Source organism: Peribacillus sp. NPDC096622 (assembly GCF_044762665.1).
GTDB lineage: Bacteria > Bacillota > Bacilli > Bacillales > DSM-1321 > Peribacillus > Peribacillus frigoritolerans_B.
The window spans coordinates 196,690-216,425 of sequence record NZ_JBIWES010000005.1 but is presented as its reverse complement, the minus strand read 5'-3'; the positions used below and the strand labels follow the sequence as shown (position 1 = coordinate 216,425).

General features: G+C 37.5%; 18 protein-coding genes and 1 riboswitch. Of the genes, 8 read left to right on the top strand and 10 right to left on the bottom strand.

Features of this window, described 5'->3' with window-relative positions; translation table 11 throughout:
* Window positions 1-457 precede the first annotated feature (457 nt).
* The 6 genes from ACIQYG_RS12110 to blaOXA all read right to left on the bottom strand — a co-directional run bounded on the left by ACIQYG_RS12110 (window position 458) and on the right by blaOXA (window position 9,463).
* Entirely contained in the window at window positions 458-2,002 is a 1,545-nt protein-coding gene (locus ACIQYG_RS12110; protein ID WP_402838490.1) for a glycoside hydrolase family 32 protein, read from the bottom strand.
* A gap of 138 nt (window positions 2,003-2,140) precedes the next feature.
* Window positions 2,141-3,607 (bottom strand): glycoside hydrolase family 68 protein, encoded by a 1,467-nt coding sequence (locus ACIQYG_RS12105; RefSeq protein WP_402838284.1) that lies wholly within the window; start codon window positions 3,605-3,607, stop codon window positions 2,141-2,143.
* Window positions 3,608-3,840: 233 nt separating this feature from the next.
* The gene (locus tag ACIQYG_RS12100; protein ID WP_402838282.1) at window positions 3,841-5,121 is read right to left on the bottom strand and encodes an ABC transporter substrate-binding protein; all 1,281 of its coding nucleotides are present in this window, start codon (window positions 5,119-5,121) and stop codon (window positions 3,841-3,843) included.
* 38 nt (window positions 5,122-5,159) lie between these two features.
* Window positions 5,160-6,332 (bottom strand): response regulator transcription factor, encoded by a 1,173-nt coding sequence (locus ACIQYG_RS12095; RefSeq protein WP_402838279.1) that lies wholly within the window; start codon window positions 6,330-6,332, stop codon window positions 5,160-5,162.
* A 49-nt stretch (window positions 6,333-6,381) separates the two neighbouring features.
* Entirely contained in the window at window positions 6,382-8,142 is a 1,761-nt protein-coding gene (locus ACIQYG_RS12090; protein ID WP_402838276.1) for a cache domain-containing sensor histidine kinase, read from the bottom strand.
* Between the two features lie 529 nt (window positions 8,143-8,671).
* On the bottom strand, window positions 8,672-9,463 hold the full coding sequence (gene blaOXA / locus ACIQYG_RS12085; protein ID WP_402838275.1) for a class D beta-lactamase: 792 nt from the start codon (window positions 9,461-9,463) through the stop codon (window positions 8,672-8,674).
* A gap of 200 nt (window positions 9,464-9,663) precedes the next feature.
* On the opposite strand from blaOXA, the gene ACIQYG_RS12080 reads away from it, so the two are divergent.
* The 4 genes from ACIQYG_RS12080 to ACIQYG_RS12065 all read left to right on the top strand — a co-directional run bounded on the left by ACIQYG_RS12080 (window position 9,664) and on the right by ACIQYG_RS12065 (window position 11,885).
* The gene (locus tag ACIQYG_RS12080; protein WP_402838273.1) at window positions 9,664-10,308 is read left to right on the top strand and encodes an alpha/beta hydrolase; all 645 of its coding nucleotides are present in this window, start codon (window positions 9,664-9,666) and stop codon (window positions 10,306-10,308) included.
* Window positions 10,309-10,385: 77 nt separating this feature from the next.
* Window positions 10,386-10,814, top strand: coding sequence for an iron chaperone (locus ACIQYG_RS12075; RefSeq protein WP_402838271.1), 429 nt, complete (start codon window positions 10,386-10,388; stop codon window positions 10,812-10,814).
* Between the two features lie 56 nt (window positions 10,815-10,870).
* On the top strand, window positions 10,871-11,362 hold the full coding sequence (locus ACIQYG_RS12070) for a PTS sugar transporter subunit IIA (protein ID WP_402838269.1): 492 nt from the start codon (window positions 10,871-10,873) through the stop codon (window positions 11,360-11,362).
* A gap of 106 nt (window positions 11,363-11,468) precedes the next feature.
* Entirely contained in the window at window positions 11,469-11,885 is a 417-nt protein-coding gene (locus tag ACIQYG_RS12065) for a VOC family protein (protein ID WP_402838267.1), read from the top strand.
* Window positions 11,886-11,960: 75 nt separating this feature from the next.
* Here the strand turns inward: ACIQYG_RS12065 and ACIQYG_RS12060 are convergent, their stop codons facing one another.
* Window positions 11,961-12,476 (bottom strand): GNAT family N-acetyltransferase, encoded by a 516-nt coding sequence (locus ACIQYG_RS12060; protein ID WP_402838265.1) that lies wholly within the window; start codon window positions 12,474-12,476, stop codon window positions 11,961-11,963.
* A 160-nt stretch (window positions 12,477-12,636) separates the two neighbouring features.
* Between ACIQYG_RS12060 and ACIQYG_RS12055 the strand changes: the two genes are divergently transcribed.
* Entirely contained in the window at window positions 12,637-13,062 is a 426-nt protein-coding gene (locus tag ACIQYG_RS12055) for an ATP-dependent metallopeptidase FtsH/Yme1/Tma family protein (RefSeq protein ID WP_402838263.1), read from the top strand.
* 148 nt (window positions 13,063-13,210) lie between these two features.
* Window positions 13,211-13,289: riboswitch (ZMP/ZTP riboswitch) on the top strand.
* Window positions 13,290-13,426: 137 nt separating this feature from the next.
* On the top strand, window positions 13,427-14,626 hold the full coding sequence (locus ACIQYG_RS12050) for a phosphoglycerate dehydrogenase (RefSeq protein ID WP_402838261.1): 1,200 nt from the start codon (window positions 13,427-13,429) through the stop codon (window positions 14,624-14,626).
* Between the two features lie 258 nt (window positions 14,627-14,884).
* Here the strand turns inward: ACIQYG_RS12050 and ACIQYG_RS12045 are convergent, their stop codons facing one another.
* The 3 genes from ACIQYG_RS12045 to ACIQYG_RS12035 form a co-directional block, all read right to left on the bottom strand.
* Window positions 14,885-15,052: a hypothetical protein gene (locus tag ACIQYG_RS12045; protein ID WP_402838259.1), complete on the bottom strand. Its 168-nt coding sequence runs from the start codon at window positions 15,050-15,052 to the stop codon at window positions 14,885-14,887.
* A 966-nt stretch (window positions 15,053-16,018) separates the two neighbouring features.
* A complete protein-coding gene (locus tag ACIQYG_RS12040; protein ID WP_402838257.1) occupies window positions 16,019-16,489 on the bottom strand; it encodes a FixH family protein in 471 nt (156 codons plus the stop codon).
* A gap of 27 nt (window positions 16,490-16,516) precedes the next feature.
* Window positions 16,517-17,860: a PepSY-associated TM helix domain-containing protein gene (locus ACIQYG_RS12035; RefSeq protein ID WP_402838255.1), complete on the bottom strand. Its 1,344-nt coding sequence runs from the start codon at window positions 17,858-17,860 to the stop codon at window positions 16,517-16,519.
* Between the two features lie 388 nt (window positions 17,861-18,248).
* On the opposite strand from ACIQYG_RS12035, the gene ACIQYG_RS12030 reads away from it, so the two are divergent.
* Together ACIQYG_RS12030 and ACIQYG_RS12025 are read left to right on the top strand one after the other, a co-directional pair.
* Window positions 18,249-19,310 carry a M4 family metallopeptidase gene (locus tag ACIQYG_RS12030; RefSeq protein ID WP_402838253.1) on the top strand — a complete coding sequence of 354 codons (1,062 nt, stop codon included), beginning with the start codon at window positions 18,249-18,251 and terminating at the stop codon, window positions 19,308-19,310.
* Between the two features lie 32 nt (window positions 19,311-19,342).
* Window positions 19,343-19,654 (top strand): protealysin inhibitor emfourin, encoded by a 312-nt coding sequence (locus ACIQYG_RS12025; RefSeq protein WP_402838251.1) that lies wholly within the window; start codon window positions 19,343-19,345, stop codon window positions 19,652-19,654.
* Window positions 19,655-19,736 lie beyond the last annotated feature (82 nt).

Sequence of the window (19,736 nt, the reverse complement as noted above, 5' to 3'; positions counted from 1 at the left end):
AAGAAGAGAAAGGCATCCGCTTTTGACAGATGCCCTAATTCTTAATCAACTACCTTCTTAATTCGCCATGGCTATAAATGAATATGTAGTAGTCAGGAAGTTTACAAGTTGAAGTAACTCAAATACAAATAGATTCATAAAGACACAATGGAGAGGGAGGGACAGCTTCCACTTACATATTGTGGTCAGTAGCTTCTACAAGTACCTTTGTATGGCACGGGTTATTTACTGAAGTTAACTATCGTTAATCATCATAAACCGACCACCAAACGGGTGGGATAGTAATTGATTCAACAGCTTTCCCCTTGTAAGAAGCCTCTCAGCCATAGCGAAAAGCCGGATTTCAATACTTGTTGAATCCGGCTTTTCGTTATTACTCCTATTTGAAGAATTTAGGGTAGACATGGTGAATAGTGGTCAAAGTATAAACCATAGTATCGTCATTCATAAATGATATTCAATTAATAGAACCGATGTGTTTGATCTTAATATTATTAAAGACCGCTTTGCCTCCCTCTGTGAAGAGGGAGATTCCTTTATCATCAAATTCAGGGAATATTAAATTTGAATGTGCAATCTTTCCATCATCCACAAACACCTCAATACTTGTTTTATCAATGAGGATCTTTAAGTGAACATGTTTCTTGCTAGAATCATATGGAGCAATACTTTTAATATATTGATTACTTTCGTCAGGGTGTTCGGTAAAAGTTCGATTGACATAAGAGTAGTTTTCTTCTACAAAAATTCCTACGTCAATGTGGCGTGTTTGATCTTCTGATTCCCGAAGCCTTAAGCCTACATTGTTTATGTCTGACCAATTGATATCGGTCTCCAATTGATATACATCACCTTTTACATCTAGTGTTTTGGAACCATTCACTTCAATTTTTTCATAAGAATCCGTTGCACTCGTCAATTCTTTCAATGCTTCGATAGGTTGTGAAGATAAATAATATAGGTTGTTGCCTGCATGTTTTAGCCCGATTTGGCGAACGATGGAATCCATTCCATTAAAGTCTTCTTTTAGGGTCGGAGTATTATCGGCATAGGCCCAATTATTCATCCAAGCTAGAGCATACCGTTTGTTATATTTATCGCTTTCTGTCCCATCTTCAAATGTAACTCCACCATACCAATCGAAGCCATAATCTAACCATTGCGGTTCATTATAATCTGGGAAGAATTCCATTCCATCAAAGCTTCCAGTCCAATAGGCGTATGTGTTTGGTTTACCATTCGATTGGCCATTAGCACTGACACCAAGAACCCATTTTAAAGTCCCATCATCCGCCCGTAACAAATAAAGGTCCGGGCACTCGACAATACCTATGTTTTTCGTGACAAAACTGCTCATATACTGCCAATCTTTTAGATTGTGAGACTTATAAAAACCTATTTTTGTTCCTTCAGCCATGACCATTATCCATTTATGATCATTGTCATCCCAGATGATTTTTGGATCTCTAAAATCTTTCGTTCCTGGATTTGAAATGATAGGATCATCACTGTAGGAGGTAAATGTTTTACCGTTGTCCGTACTATACCATAGAAATTGTTCCTGTTTACCGCCATCCTTGGAGGGCTGCGTAACCATTGCCACAAGAGCATCTTTTCCAAAGCCTGCCGTATTTTCCTTGTCCACAACGACTGATCCCGACCAAGGATCTCCATTATCATTGGTATATTTCGGAATGGCTATTCCTTGATCACTCCAATGCACCAAGTCTTTTGAGGTTGAATGACGCCATTCTGTTCCATTTCCATCCGGATAATCCCCATTATAGAGGTAAAAGTAATGGTACTCTCCATCAATAAAAATCGGCCTCTGAGGATCGTTTTTCCATTTGTCAGGTACAGTGAAATGGTAGTTAGCTCGATACGATTCCTCTTCATGCTTAACTGGTAAAGTTGATTTGACTAAATAGACTAATAATCCGGCAATAAACAATCCAAGTATGAATACAGGCAACGACTTAAAACCTTTCTTATTAAAAACCATTTTGTCCAAGTAAATCACCACGCTTTTATTTTTCCTATTTTGTTCCTAAGATAATGTAAAACTTATTTAAATTAAAAAAAGAAAATGTCAATTTTACAGACATTTTCTTTTTTTTGTTAATTTTATAAAACCTCGGGGTTATTCGTTATTCGTTAGTTGACCCTGTTCCTGAATGCTATCTTCTATCACAGCTGTATTTGGCCCTTCAATGTTAAGTGAAAAACTTGGGGCAAAGGTGGATTTATGGTCTTTAAAATAACCTCTATTTGTCATGTAACTTGTGATAACTACATTATCGCTTTCCTGTTGTGGGATAGCATAGTGAGCGTACGTCCAAGTAATATCATAAGGATTAAGATCTTGGTGTAAGACAATTCCTGTTTTATTTAATGGTTTGTATGGGCCAGTTAAAGAATTTGCCACGTAGCCTAACATGTAAATATCTTTATCATCAATTCCATCAATGGTCATTTTAGATCCTCTTGTACTTGTGAATAAATACCATTTGCCGTCTTTTTTAAATATGTTAGGACGTTCAATTTCATCTGTTACTGTATTCGAAACAATCAAGGGTTTCATTTCGTTTTTTAATGTATAATCATCGTTTATTTCAATGATGCCAATTGCACCATTTGCTAATTCAGCTAACCCTTTTTTAGAGCTTTGCAGAAGTTTATCCTTTTCAGCTTGGAAGAATTTATTGCTGTTGCCATAGTAAGCTCTGTTGTAAAGTGATTCTTCTCCTTGGTAACCATATTCAGTCCCAGTATTCGCTTCAAAAACAAGGTATTTACGACCCTTATCTTCAATATAGTGAGGATCTCTCAATGTATGATTATCACTAAAATTTTCATCACCGAAAGCTTTATCATGTGATTGATAAAACTTGCTGTCTCCACCTTCATAGATGGATTTGTAATCTTCTACGCCATCCACTTGCAATGTATTAGCACCTGACTCAGATAAGTTTACTTGAGCTGTTGTTAATGTTTGTTTACCGTATTGCTTAGAATCTGGTGAAAACTGTCCGCGATTTGTATAGAATAAGCGAACTTCTCCATCAGATGTGAAGGTTGCAGAACCGGACCACTCTTCTGCTTGATTTTTTAAATAAGGATCATTTGGAACATTCTTATCATTATCATCAAATACTCTACCAGCATTTTTCCAAGCATCGATGGATGTTTCTCCAACTTTTTTGTAGAACAAGTAAATGAACGTGTCACTACCATTTTTAGGGTCTCCAGCTAATCCAAATACAATATGATAGCCCTTATATTCTGCCACTGTACCATCAGCGTTTTGTAATGGCCAAGTATCCCATACATCCATATCGATTAAATTACCTGATTTGTCATACTTTTTTGCAGAGGGAATGTTTTTTATTGTTGATTCGTCAAACTTGGGAACTGTAAACTTCTCATCGCCTTGCTGATTAATCATTTTTTGCATGTCGTAACGAGTGATTTGTGAAGTGCCATACTTTTCATTGTGATCTAATGGGTCCTTTGCTGCCGCGAAAGTCTCTGAGCGACTTCCTCCTAATAAGATAACTGTACTAAGTGTTATTACTGTTGCTTGTTTGGCAAGCCTGTTAAGGTTCATGTGCCTTCCTCCTAGAATGTTTATTAGTATATAAAAATAAAGTCTAGTGGAACGATTACTTTTTGGGAGTAACAGTCCCGCCTGTTTGAAGTACTAATAAAATTATAGGTTAGTCTTAATTCTATGGATATGTCATATATTGATTAGAATTTAGTCTTATATTGATATCGTATTTTTCGACGTACAAAAAAATGCCCCAACAAAGGAGGCAAGAAGTGTACAGAAGTCCGATTTTATTCGCTTGAAGCCCTATCCCATGACTTCTGAAACTCATGCAGTAATTGATCGCGATTAAGCTTGTTTCCTACATATAGTTGCATGGCAGCTGCAAACTCTTCTCTTATTCCGACAGGGAAATTAAACCAGTTGGAGTTTAACGTTTTTCCTTCTTTATAATACTGAATTGTTTCATCAGCAAGAGGTCCTAAATTGTCAGCTTCAATGTTAGTAAAAGCAGGAATGAATTTAAAGCGTTTTGTCAAAAACATTTTGCCTTGTTCAGAAGAAACCATCCAATTTAAAAATCTCTTCGCTTCTTTCTTCTTTTCTGGTGTGGTTTGTTTGTTTACAACCCAATAATTCGGTACGCCGACCATCAAGGCTTCCTTCTTAGGTTGATCATTTATTAGTATTGGCATAAATCCGATGTTCATATTCGGTGATTGTTGATCGATCATCGGCTGTATCCAGTTTCCTTGTTGAATAATCGCTGCATTTTTTGAAGTAAATAGATTCACTTCCATGTTGTAATCTGTTGATAGCGGGTTATTGTTTCCATACTTTAATGTTACATCCAACAAATTGATTAGATCATTGAATTTTTGATTATTATATATTTTTTCAGTTCCATCATTTAGGCCTTTTATAAAAGCTGGTGGATCTTCTTGCTCTGTAAAACCGACATTCATTAAGTGGTCACCCAATTTCCACTCTTCATAATATCCAGTTGCAAAAGGAGTAACCCCTGCTTTTTGCAATTTTTCAGCAACTGCTATTAATTCAGTCAGCGTTTTGGGTAATTCATCGATTCCTTCCTTATTAAATATATCCTTATTATAGATGAATCCGTACCCTTCCAGATTAACCGGCATCCCATGAATTTTCCCATCGAATTTCATAGGGGTTAACGCATCTTCATATGCATGTTCGACCCAGGGTTGGTCAGAAAGATCCTCCAAATATTTACTCCACTGTTTGGCACTTTCGTATCCGCTGTTTGTGAAAATATCAGGACCATTGCCAGTGGCCATTTTTGCTTTCAAATCAGCAAGGTCATCCATAGCCCCGCCTACCGTGTGAACCTTTATATCTACATTTGGATTTTCTTTTTCATAAGCAATCACCATTTGTTCGAACTGCGTAGAAATTTCAACTTTCGGATTCCTTACGCTCAAAGTGATTTTTCGCTCTGAAATTTCAGGTTTTTTTGGTCCGCTCTCGGTCTTTGTTTGACATGCACAAAGTGATAGGCTTAATATGCCGATTAAAAATATGTTTAGTATCTCTTTTTTCATCATGTCACCCCTGTAATTTTCTAATTAAGGTGAATTATTCACTTCTGATCTGCATTCTTTTCACCGTTTCGGTATTCGAATGGTGTCATGCCAACCACTTTTTTGAATAGTTTTGAAAAGTATTTCTCATCCTGATAGCCGAGCATTAAAGAGATGGAGTAAATACTTTTTTCGGTTTCTCTTAACCAACGTTTTGCTTGGTCAGTTCTTAGTTTAGTGATGTATTTGGACAGGAGCATTCCGGTTTTTTGTTTGAACTTTCTTGAGATATGTTCGCGACTTAAGAAGAATACATTCGATAGCTTTTCTAAACTCAATTCTTCCATGTAATATTTTTCAACATATGAAACTATGTCCTCTATGCGACGTGCAACATCCAAGTCATCCAAACGGTGGATGGATCTGAAATTTTGATTTTTCATTGCTTTTTGTAATGACTGGAAGGAATTGTGGATATCCCCTAATGATTCCAAGGGCTCGCCACAAACAAGGCGAACAGGAATATCAAATTGATGACTGATCCATTCTTCAACGGATAACCAATGGTCAGGTATGGTGATCACTAGACAAAGATTAGGATCATTCTGAAGCGCAAATACATTTCCGATTTTCCGCTCGACAAGTTCGTCAGCAAGTAACTGAATGTAGGGGGCAGGATGGTGCATTTGGTAAAAGGAAATTAATGTAAGGTTGTATCCATCTGCTTTTGGAACATATGACTCAATATCGTTTTTGTCGAAGTGTTCCCCCATACAAGCGGCAGTAACTAATTGATTTCCCCGAAACCTTTTAACATCTTCATATACACCGGTATCTTTATTAGCTCGAACTTCCTCTTCATTTGCCCATGATTTAACGGCTTCTTCCAGTGTTTTGTTAAATGCATCAGCTTCAATCGGTTTCAACAAATAATCGAAGCTGCTAAACTGAATTGCTTTACGCATAAATGAATAGTCGTCATAACCCGAAATTAAAATCACTTTACCAGGATAAGAAATGGAATCTAGCCACTCGATTAGTTCCAAACCGCTCATTCCAGGCATTTTCACGTCTGTAAAGATGATTTCCGGACTTTCCTTCTCTATCGTTCTTTTTGCATCATCGCCATTACTTGCTTCTAATAGATGGGTGATACCGTATTTTTCCCACTGCCCCAAATGGCGTATTACGTCACGTACATTGAACTCATCATCGACAATTAAAGTTTTCACAGATTTCATCTCCTTATATGAATGAGTTTTTGAATAGCTGCGAAGCAGTCTATTCATTAGCAAGCGGGAATTCTAGTGGAATCAATATTTTAACGGAAAATCCTTGTCCTTGATACGTATCCACTTCTAGGCCTGCTTTTGGTCCATAATTTAGAACTAAACGGTCATGAATATTTTTCAGACCGATATGATTATGTGAATACGTGTTTTCATGGGAGGACGCATATATATTTTCTCTTAATGTTTGAAGCTCCGCCTGAGTCAAACTAGGACCGGTATTTTCAACGTTGAGGTGTAAAAATTCTCCTTGTATTTCTCCATAAATAGTTAAATGAGCATGATAGAAACCTTCTTCATAACTGTGTTTAAAAAAGTTTTCAACGAGAGGCTGAAGAATCATACTTGGAATCGTCATATCAAGAATCGTCTCGCTTATTTTAATAGAATAGTTCACATTGTTTCCAAAACGCTCCATTTGAAGATTTAGGTATGCTTCTATATAACTCACTTCATCTCGAACCAACACCCATTGATTCGCCTTGATGGAGTAGCGCATCATTTTAGATAGTGATGTCAATAATTGGTAGACTTTTGGAGAATTAGATCTTAGGGCAACTGCACCAATAGATTGTAACGAATTAAATAAGAAATGCGGATTAACCTGAGATTTTAATGCTTTGAATTGGTTTTTTCTATTTTCAATTTCGAGTTTATATTCTCTTTCAATGTGTAGATTGATTCGGTTCATCATATCCTTCATATGTTTTTCAAGCTCACCAATTTCGTCTTTTCTTCCATCATCAAAGGGGACATCCATATTTCCACCTTTTATTGTCCTGACTTTCTTGCTAAGAAGTTTAATGGGACGAGTAATTCTGTATGAAATAATACCAATCATTAGCAGCCCTAACAAGCCAACTATTAGTCCAACAATTATATTTGTATAGGCAGTCTTCCGGACATCGTCGAATAATACATGATTAGGGGTTATCTTAACTAATTTCCAATGATTTAATTTTCCTGATAATGTTTTGGTTAAGATGATATCTTCACCCTTAATCTGCTTTTTAAAATCAGGAGTGACGGATTTTCCTATAAGGGACCGATTATCCGCATACATGACAATGTTATGCGAATCCATAAGTAGTACAGATTCTTCATCCTTTTGAATAAGGCTGTTACATATACGGGCATAGGCATCTAAATCTATATCAACTGTAATTATTCCGAGATATTCGTTTGAAGGCACATCGACTATTTTATGGTGAAAAGTCATCACCATTGTTTCGTCCGACTGGGGAATGATCGCTGTGTCATTGTAATTTCGGATTTGATGTGGCGGCTCAATCATGTAATTAGAGTTAGAGCTATAAAATTGTTTTATCGGATCCTCATTTAATAAATCGGGTTGAGGTTTCCGGGCACTGACCGTCGCATTATAAACTGTAAACGATTCTTTATCCTTATCAATATAAAACCGAACTTGACGGATTTCGTTTCGCATCAGATAAAAGGTTTCTATACTTTTTTCCATCGCAACCGGGTTAAAATATATCGAGTCTTCAAAACCATTTTTAAAAATTCGGAATAAATCAGGGTTTCGATATAATATATATGGAAGATTAATCATGTCATCAAAGTATTGCTCCAGTTCTTCAGCGTTTTTCTGAAGTTGTTCTTGGCTATTTTCAAGCTCATGTCTCTCCACACTATTTTTTGTATAGCTGTAGATCAGAAACACTGATAGAAAATACGGTAAGATGATAAAAAGAAGTAACATTAACAATAAGCGACTTTGAATGGTTTTCACAGAAGGTGCCCCTTTCGCTAAAGGCCCATTTTTGCAGAGTTTATATAACGATACAAACAAATAATCCTTAGCTCCATTATTTATGATGCAGTATTTTTGCTTTATTTAGTCTTAAGAGTTTATGAAGGGATTGCTCTAGATGGAATCACTACAATGACGGCGACCCACATAAATTAATTCAGAGATTTAGTCAGTCTTGAATTACTATTTTAAAACTATATCAAATAAACACGTATCGTCAAACATACATGTGATGCACATTGAGGACATGCATCAAATAACTATTGATATTAAAAAACGAAAAACTCATAATTTATCATTTTTCTAAGTTAGAAGAAAGGAAGAAAATAATGATTACGAATATAGGAGCTTGTCTAGAAGAGTTTTGAATGGGTGTGCTGACAAATCAGGTGAATTACAGTTAAAATCGATTACTTTGCACTTCCATTTTTAGTTAGGAAAAGGTTTTTCAGATATCTTTAAGATAAAGCAAAACGCATGCCCAAGAATTAAGGGCATGCGTGAACTTTTATTCTTCTATGATATCCAACTCTTTCAGGGCTTCAAGAGTAATCGTTTTGGCTTTGCTTCCGCTGCCGTCGATGTTCGTTGCGAAGGCCCATTTTTCTTTGTCCGTTTCGATGTAACCCACATACCAGCCCAATCCCATATCAGAAAGGCGTGTACCGGTTTTTCCATGGAGGACATATGAATCTGCTTCTTCATTGATCATGATTCTCCTTACGGTTCTCATATGCTGCTTATCGATAGGCAGTTTTTCCTCTACAAGGTTTTCAATGAATTGGACTTGTTCCCGGGCAGATATCTTTATGCTGCTGTCGAGCCAGAACTGATCGATCCCGCCGGAGATATCACGGTTGCCGTAATCAAGCAGGTTCACATATTGCTGCATGTTTCCCGCCCCGATATCGCGGGCCATTGCTTGATAATACCAGATCACGGAATGCCTCATGGCTGAAGCAAGTGTATGATCTCTGTTCCAATCTTCAAATTCCCTGATTACCCCATCCCAGCGCTTCACTTCATATTCATCGCTCACCGCTTTTGTCTGTAAGCCAATTAATGCATTCGCCACTTTAAATGTCGATTCTGGAGTGTAGCGTACTTTACTTCTCTGTTTATTATAGATATGTACTTTATCATTTTTTAAGTTTTGGAGTACCATCGTGCCTTCCGCACCATCGAAAGACTCCCCGATATCCAGTTCTTTCACTTTTTGATCGGTTGCACTTGCATGAATCGTGCTCAAGGACCCAGTGACTAGCAGGACAAGAATGAAACATAACGTTTTGATTTTCATTACACACTCTCCTTTAAGGCATGGATTGATCAATCATCAAAGAAATTTCCATAAAATAGGTTGATAGCTAAAGTATACCTATTCCTGATAAAAAACGAAACCTTATTCTTGGATTCTATCTAGATAGTATCAATCAAGGAGGAATGCAGCGGGTAGCTAATGAATATATAAAGCAAACGAAAGAATGGGAGGAATCTATCATGGAGGTTAACCAAAGAAAAATAAATAATAATGAAAAAGAAATTACATACACACATATTGAAAACGGAAGTCCGGCCGTTTGTTTTATGTTTTCAGGTGCGGGGTATACGTATGATAAGCCGTTATTCTATTATTCGACGATGATCATGCTTCAAAATCAGTATGATGTCGTGCATATTCATTACGCTTACGACCAGGATATATTCAAGCATCCATTGGTAGATATCACAAAAGTGATTGTAAATGATATCAATCCCGTCATTACGGAAGTACTTCAAACTCATGAATATCAAGGAACAGTGTTTCTAGGCAAATCACTTGGCACCATACCCATCATCAACGGAATTATGAAAAATGAGCGGTTTATGAATGCCAAAATGATTTTGCTTACGCCGCTATTGAAGTTCGAATCGATTTTTGATGGGCTATTGAGCAGCAATCATTCAGCACATATAGTTATCGGAGATAAAGACCATCATTATATTCCAGATAAAATTCAAGCAATTGAAAATAAAACGAACATAAGCATGAATAAAATCCCGAATGCAAATCATTCCTTGGATATTGAACCTTTGAATGCCTCAAGGTCGATTACCATGCTGGAAGGTGTAATGAATAGAATGGAAGAGTTTTTAAAAATATAGGTTAGCGAAATACAAAAGGGATTCCATCCACGGGTTAGTGGGGTGGATAATGTTATAATAAGAGTATTGTAGTTTGGATGTATGAAAGGAGAAATGATGGAGGGAATCAATACATTTCATTCTCTGATGAATACATAATACAATTTCCCGAAGAAGTTCAGGAGATTTTAAAAACGTTAAGAAAAGTCATAAAGGATGCAGAAGAGAAGATAAGCTATCAAATGACTACCTTTGGTTTATATGGAAATCTGGTACATTTCGCTGCCTATAAAAAGCATATAGGATTCTATCCAACGCCTAACGCAATCTCTGCTTTTGAATCTGCTTTATCTGAATATAAATGTTCAAAAGGGGCCGTTCAGTTTCCAATAAACAAGCCAATTCCTTATGAATTAATAACCGAGATGGTTATATTTAGAGTGGAAGCGAACAAAAAGAAAACAGCAGAAGGCAAATCCCAAAGAAAAAATAACATCGATTATTATCAGAATTCACGAAATATTTAACATATGAGGGTATGAGCTGCAAGGATTCAAGACCGAAAGAGAAAGGTGGAAATATTATGTTCAAAAAATTATTCAGTAAAAAAGAAAGTGTGGAACAACTGCTTGCTCCTATAAATGGACAAGTAATAAATATTGAAGATGTTCCGGATCCGGTGTTCTCCGGTAAAATGATGGGGGACGGAATAGCGATTCTTCCTGAAGAGGGGTTGGTCGTATCTCCAATCGATGGAGAAGTGATCCAGGTTTTTCATACTAAACATGCACTAGGCCTCCGCACGAAGCATGGCATAGAATTGTTGATTCATATTGGATTGGAAACAGTTAACCTTGAAGGTGAGGGATTTGAAGTCCATGTCGCAGAAGGGCAAAGGGTAAAAGCAGGGGATAAGCTTGTGACATTTGATATCGATTTTCTAAAATCCAAAGCTCCAAGCATCGTAACTCCGATCGTTGTCACGAATGGCGAGCTGGTTGAAAAACTGGAAAAAACAAATAGTACCCAAGCAACTATTAACGATACAGAGATTATGAGTGTTTATTTGAAGTGAAAGGAAGCTTCCATGATGATCTCTCCTTTTAGGCTGCAAGCAGGAAAATCGAAAAATGCAGCGAATAGTAGGTGAGTGAACAAATAAATCAAGTGAGGGTGATTGGATGGGAATTCAAGCAGAAAAGATCTTTGTAAACTTGCCTGTAAAAGATTTGGATGCCTCAGTAGAATTTTTCACAAAGGTCGGATTTGAGTTTAACGAGCAAATGACCAATGAAAATGCGACATGCATGGTTATCAGCGAGTCCATATATGTCATGTTATTGGTGGAAGAGTACTTTAAAACGTTTACCAAGAAGGAAATCCCTGATTCTGCAGCGAGTACGGAAGCCATCATCGCCCTGTCCGTTAAAAGTAAGGAAGAAGTCGATGAAATCGTGAATAGGGCACTGGATGTTGGCGGAAAGCCCTTCAATGAAGCCATTGATCATGGTTTTATGTACGGTTGGAGTTTTCTGGATATCGACGGCCATTCTTGGGAAGTATTTTACATGGACGAAAGCGGATTTAATCAAGATTAAATCAAATGCAAGGCACAATCCTTCACGAAGGACTGTGCCTTTTTTAGTGAGTAAGCGATCTTAGCTGAAGTTCATTCATAATAATACTCGGCTAATATCTCTCCACTCATAAACCAATAGATTCAATTCAGCACCAGCCATTATGATTTTTTCCGTTTTAAGCAATTCAGCACCAAATGCCTCATAGAAGTATCGGGATTTATTATCTTCAAGCACCTCAACGAAAATTGTCTTGAATCCCAGTTCTTCGAATTTAAAGAATAATTCTTTGATGAGTTTCTTACCTATGCCCATTCTTTGTGAATTTTCGAGGATATATATCGCAGTTAAATCACCCGAATCCTCAACCTTATTTTTTTCCCTTTTCCCCCCACTTATAAATCCCACTATTTTTCCCTCGTTATTTTCTGCGACATAAACATGTTTTTCATCACTTGTTATATTCTTTATCCATATGTCTTTCCTTTTCTCATAAGAAATTTCATCTAAAAAATCACTCGGCATTATATCTTTATAAGTGGTTCGCCAGCAATCCACATGGACGATTGCTATCCCTTCCGCATCTGCAAGCGTTGCCTCTCTTATTAGCATAGTGGTTCCTCCTTTTTTAAGTTTGCTATATTTCTTATTTTTTACTAATATTATCCATTTTACAAGTGACTGGCTAATAAAAACAATAGCCTGATTGTTAATAATTAACTTTATACGATACTATTTCCTGTAGTTTGTTTAATGTGGGAGAAGGTATGAGATGAAGCAGATTTTCCGTAGTAAAATATTTTATTTAATAATCTTCCTAGTTATCTTGGGGATTGTGCTAGTTTGTAATGATGACAATGAACCGACTGAGAAATTAACTGAAGATGAATTTTTTGCAACTTTAGAGGATGGAAAAGTGACATCTATAAAGTTGGTGCCGCAAAAAAGTGTTATTGAAATAAGCGGTCGGCTAACAGGTTATGAAAAGGATCAATACTTTATTTCGTCTGTTCCAAATAGTGAAATTTCGCTAGATAGAATCAATAATGCTGCAGAGGATATAGAAAAAATTGAGGTTACGCCAGAAGATAAAGAGACAAGCGGATGGGTCACTCTTCTTACAATGTCCATTCCGTTCATGATCATTTTCATTTTGTTTTTAGTCATATTATTATTTAGAGTTATAATAAAAAGATAGTCTTCAACGATATATTTCTATTTTCGGAGATAAATCTATAGTTTTCGTCGATATTTCTAGTGAGTTGTGGCTTCTGCAAAAAAAGAGATAAACCTTTAAAATGATATTGAAGATTGCTGAATAGTTTGATAGAATAAAATAAATGAAAAAGACTATGTGCAACTGGCGAAACACGGATAACCGTGAGGGAACACATAGTGTCGTAGCCGTTCGCCTGGGCAGAGGTAAGGGATTTTATCCCTTGCCTCTTTCTGTATATTAACAGATAGTGAAGGTTTAAAGGATGCAGATTTTCATGGGCTTAAAAATCTTGTAAGTATTTTGAAATTTCAAAACTATCATATTCAAAAGAGGAGCAAACAAAATGAGCACAGTACTTTTAGAAAAAGTCAAAACGATCAAAGCGTTAAATAATATTGCCGAAAGCGGGCTGAATGTATTCAATAAAGGCGATTTTAAAGTCGACAATGACAGTGAAAACCCTGATGCGATCGTTCTTCGCAGCTTTAACATGCATACTATGGAATTCGGCGATCAGTTAAAAGCAATCGCAAGGGCAGGGGCCGGAGTCAATAATATTCCGGTCGACAAATGCACTGAGCAAGGAATTGTCGTTTTCAATACACCTGGTGCTAACGCAAACGCTGTAAAAGAAATGGTGCTGACGTCACTAATGGCTTCATCTCGTAACCTTTTTGCCGGTGTGGCTTGGACAAAGACGCTTGAAGGCGAAGGAGAACAAATTCCGAAGCTTGTCGAAGCAGGAAAGAAACAATTCGTCGGTAAAGAAATCAAGGGAAAAACACTTGGCGTAATCGGTTTAGGAGCAATCGGTGCACTTGTAGCGAATGATGCGCTTGATTTGGACATGGATGTCATTGGCTTTGACCCGTTCATCTCTGTTGATACAGCTTGGAACTTGTCCCGCAATGTACAGCGCGCCATGACAATTGAAGAATTGTTTGCGGAATCTGATTATATTACGGTACACGTTCCATTAACTGACGACACAAAAGGAATGTTTAACCAAGAAACATTCAGCATCATGAAGCCGGGCGTACATATCTTGAATTTCTCACGCGGCGAGCTAGTGAATGAAAATGATATGCAAGCTGCGCTTGAAAGCGGAAAAGTAGGCAAGTTCATTACTGACTTCCCGAATGAAAACGTGTTGAAAATGAAAAATGTCGTTCCAATTCCGCATCTTGGTGCATCTACGCTAGAATCAGAGGAAAACTGTGCCATCATGGCAGCTCGTCAGTTGAAGAACTTTTTAGAAACAGGGAACATCAAGAACTCTGTGAATTTCCCGAATACTTCCCTTCCTTATACAGGAAACCGTCGTGTGGCAACTTTCCACGAAAACGTTCCGAACATGGTTGGGCAAATCACGCTGGCTGTATCAAGCTTTAATCTGAACATCGCAGACATGGTTAACAGAAGCCGTGGGGGATATGCATATACGATCATCGACATTGATGGTGAAGTAAACGGCGATATCATTCCTGCCTTGGAAGAACAAATCAAACAAATCGAAGGCATCGTTACAACTCGTATTATCTAATTGGAACCAATAAATAGTGAAAGCCTCAATTCCTTTAAGGAGTTGAGGCTTTTTAGGCTTCATCAATGATTTTTGAACAAAAAAAGCTACTTATTGGGGTGATCATATTAAACTAGCTCACGTGTTAAGAACATAGGGATCACAACGAACTCTGTCTGGTACGGGTCGTGCCGGTAAGCTCGATACATTCAGTTGAAGTCAAACCGCCTTTCCATCACGTATTGCTTAGCATCGAAATTCTCCAAGATTAAAAATCTGTCATTGTTTCACCTCTGTGTTATCTTCATAATGTACAAACAACATCAAGTAGATTGCGAATAGAAGATGCACATAAAGTGGAATGTTCTTATCGTTTTGAATGACAACAAATATGTAAATTCCATATAGCAAAATTGGAATGGTTAAAAGGATTCTGTGCTTAGTCACATGTCATCCCCCCATTTACCCTCAAATATTAATACATCAAGCATTTCAGCCACTTGAAAATCCTTAATACCTGCTAATTTCATCGTTTCATCCTCCTAATTAACCAAATATTCAGACACTTCTATTAATACAATAGTATGAAGTACAGAGAAAACGCTGTCAATCTATATTCCATCTGTACTCATTTTGAGTTAGTGGATTCATAAGTTATCTGCCAAAATAACTATCTCATATATATCTACTTAGTGAGTTAGGCAAAACGGTGTCCAGGGGAAGCATTGCGACCAGCGACATGTCAGTCCAATATGACTTTTGTTAATTTCCTCTAAGTAAAAGAATCGCCCCATGAAATACAGAGACGATTGCCCATGTTTCTACATAGAATGGATTACCCTATATTGTTCTTCCCGAAAAATTCTGATGCTGATGAAGGATATTCGATGTTAAAAAAGCTCCAACAGGAGGCAATTGCCCGGTATACACATTACCGCTCATAGGAAATTGATTCAGGGGTATATCAGTAGTGGCAATCCACGATCCAGACTCACCTGCTTGCAGAGAGGGGGGCTTCATAAGAAAACGGCCTTGAAGAATGAAATGTCGAATTCTACTCTGTTGATCATCAATTATGTTTAAGTTGCCGGAGAAAGTGGCATAAGGTGAATCAAATGCAATTTGTTTGGTGTTTTCATTCCAAAATCCATTAATCGGAAAGAGTGGATACCCCAAACAGATGGGAATGGAAAGCTAACTGAAGCAGTGCCCTGTGAAGTTACCAATGCTATGCCCTCCCTTAAAGGTTGTTTATGTTCTGAGGAAGATTCCCTGTTTAAAGCAGTATATGCAGCAAGAGCAGAATAATTTAATAAACAAAGGTGAAGTACTGTAAATGCATTCTCTCAGATTCATAAAAATATCCAGAAAAAATCCGATCTTCAATTGAAGACCGGATTTCAGATGAATTTTTTAATGATGATGTTCAGGACTTTCTTCTTGTTTTCGGATTCCTTTTTGCAAGAATTTCAATTCACTTTCAGACAGTTTTCCTACGATGAATTGTTTTTGAGGCATAATGATTGAGCCATCGTTACTAGCATGTACTTTTATATAATATAGGCCATCACTATCAAAGTTTTTACTTAAAGCATAAGTACCGTTTCCCTCTTCCTCAGCTTGTTCCATACTATATTTGAGCGAGCCATCTTGTTTCCATATCTCAAAATGAACAAAATCTGCGTTTTCAACCATTTTGCCACCTTGAGTAAGTTCAGCCTTCATGGTCTCCTGTGTATTAGCTGAAAAGGATGCTGGTATAATTATTTCAGCTTCAAGCGGTGTTTCTTCTTTGTATAGATCAGTGACATCCTTTTCAAGTGAACATGCACTTAGCAATATGCTGGAAATAAAGATTAAAGAAATACATATAGTTTTTTTCACGGTAAAAGCCACCCTTTACATTTCTAATTATGCATTCAAAAAGTTTTTGATTACAGATATCCTTTTAATAATTAACCAGTCAATTAGCCAAACGACAATAAGAGACAAACCGACCAAAGGAAACAAAATTCCAAGACCTATTAACAGAAATAGAAAGAGTTTCATGTTCTTTATTTGAGGAGCTTTTGGTGCACCTAATCCTTTTTTCGGCTTTCGCTTCCACCATAAATAAAAACCACTAAATGCAACAAGCAGGATTCCTAAACAAATAAGAAGGCTGATTATCTGATTAACCAAACCAAATTGAGTCCCTTTGTGCAAGGTAATTCCCCAAGCAACTATTTTCCCTATTAAACCGTAATGGTCATAACGATAATCAGCTAGAACTGCACCGGAATATTGGTCAATATGAATGGTCGCTTCATCTTGCGCTTTCGGTGGAAAAGCTGACAATGTATAAACGCCATCTGTTTCTTGTGGAATATTAATGCTATAACTTGGATGCATACCTTCACGATTCGCTATCGTAACTACATCATCAATGGAAATTGGGATAAAACCTTGAATATCTGAGAGAGGTACATCTAAATTTTCTGCTGCCCAAGGAACATCTGCAATGTCTTTTGTCTTGATTGAGGAAGTTGGAGCACTTCCTGTCCATACAGAAGGAGGGTACCCAGATCCAGAATTGGTGGCTAACGACTGAAAATTACTTCCCCAAAAACCTGACCAAGGCAATCCTGTCATGATTAAAAATAACATGCCTGCAGTTATCCAAAAGGCAGGTACTGCATGTAAATCTCTTCTGAAAATATGATTCCCTTTATTTAGCCTTGGAAGAAGAACACCAGAAAGACTTTGCTTCTTTTGGGGATACCATAAATAAAGACCAGAGACAATTAACACAACTGCCCAACACGCAGCCAACTCTACAATTCTATCTCCCAAGGTGCCAGCCATCAGTTCACCATGAATTTCTTCGATTTTATCCATGATTTTGTCATCATCATTTAACTCTCCAATAGATTTACCTGTATATGGGTCTATGAAAATCGTAAGAGACTCATTATTAGAAGTGATGCTTACTTCGCTCGAACGAGATGCATTGTCTCCGGGATGATACTTTGTCACCACTGCCTCAGGGTAAAGTTCTTTCACATTCTCAATCTGCTGGGATGCCGGTAATTTATCTCCTAGCGGTGTAACCTCTTGGTAGTCTTGATAAAGAACTTGTTCAATCTGAGGCTTAAATAAATAGATTGAGCCGGTAACTGCCAGAATAATAAGTAAGGGTGCAAAAATGATTCCAGCGTAAAAATGCCATCTCCATACTGTTCTATACAGAGAGGTGTTTGGTTGTTTAGTTTCCATTCATACAGAACCTCCGAGTCGTACTATTAAATTCACTATATAGATGATAAAAGAAAATTGTGAGAAAAATATGAAATTCATTTAAAAAAAGGAAGTTTGTGTTTGTTAAAGATTAAATAAGTCATATCGACTAAGAAAAACAACTGGCGACTAAGGAGTAAACTTCCTGAGAAAGAGTTAGCAAGCAGTAGGGCAGGAAGGGATGGAGGGAAATGGGGTAGTTGTGGCGAAAGTAGTCTATAGAAATGTGTTGAAGATAGGAAGAGCAGCAAGATCACAATATGAACGGATCAGATAAACGGCTAATGAACATGAAGACCGTGTTAAGGGAAGCAGCTTGAAAAAAGAATTGTAATAGATCGTAAAAAAACATGAAGGAGTGACTAAAATGCATAAAGAAGGTTGTTCCAAATTCAAGTGTCAGTGTTTCATCGTACCTAACTATATTCTTGAGAATTTGGCACAAAATGAAGTGGAAGAAGCACGGATCAGTTTAGCGAAAAGCCGTCAAATGCGCAGGCGCAGAATTTTGAAAGAGTACGATATTGACGGTGTTGTCGCTTTAACCGATGCAGGATCTGGACGTCGTGGTGAATCTGCCCGCCATGTTTACGATTGCAAGGGAGGAACGAAACTCCGGGAGAATGAGGCTAGGAAAGAAGGAGACCGATCAAGTGCAGATCCTATTGTTAACGCTGCATATGATTATAGCGGAGTTGTGCGCGATTATTTCAAGGATGTCCTGCACCGAAATTCAATTGATAACCAAGGCCTTGATCTCATTCTAAACGTTCATTATGGCAATAAATTCACGAATGCTTATTGGGACGGAGATGAAATGGTATTTGGTGACGGCGATGGGGTCATCTTTAGCAATTTTGCCAATTCACTCGATGTAATTGGACATGAATTGACACATGGGGTTACGCAGTTCACAAGTGGATTGGAGTATGAAGGTCAGTCCGGGGCTTTGAACGAACATCTTTCAGATGTATTTGGAGTTGCCATAAAACAATTCCATTTAAAGCAAACTGCAGGAGATGCCGATTGGCTAATCGGTGCTGATATAATGGGACCGACACTGAAAGGGCAGGCCCTCCGTTCGATGAAAGCGCCAGGTACGGCATTTGACAATAAGTTAATGGGTAAAGATATTCAGCCTGATCATATGAAGAACTTCTATAAAGGAGAACGCGATAACCATGGGGTCCATATCAATAGCGGCATACCAAACAAAGCCTTTTATCTAGTATCGATGGAAATCGGAACGGACAAAGCGGCCTTGATCTGGTTCAATGCGATGCAGAATTTATTTGCGACGGCGAATTTCAATCAATTCGTGCAAATCGTCATCAAAGCAGCGCAAAAACTTGTTGATAGCGGAGATGTTACGAAAACGGCCATCAAGACAATTGAAAATGCTTTTAAAGCGGTTGGACTGCCTGAGTAGTCATATTCCATGAATAGGAGGCTTCATCTACCATGCATATCAAATTTAGCTGCATAGGGGGATTTGCCAACCTCGACTTGAATTTCGAGGTAGATACAGATGAATTGTCGAAAGAGAAGAATGAGGAATTACAGAACTTAATGAAAACAGCTGACCTTCCTAATACTGCCCAAAGTAAAATGGTAAAAACGCAAGGGTTCGACTCATTTTCATACCAGCTGGTTATAGCAGATGAAAAGAAGAAGAAATCTTTCTCATTTACTGACATAACGGCTCCAGAGGAAGTTCGGCCCTTATTGGATTATTTACGGAATTTAGCAATTGAAATAAAGATGGCAGAATAACCACGGCAAAAAAGTCTATCATTCAGATAGACTTTTTTTGACGAGTCGTAAAACTTCACAAAAATGTCATTTCATTTCACTT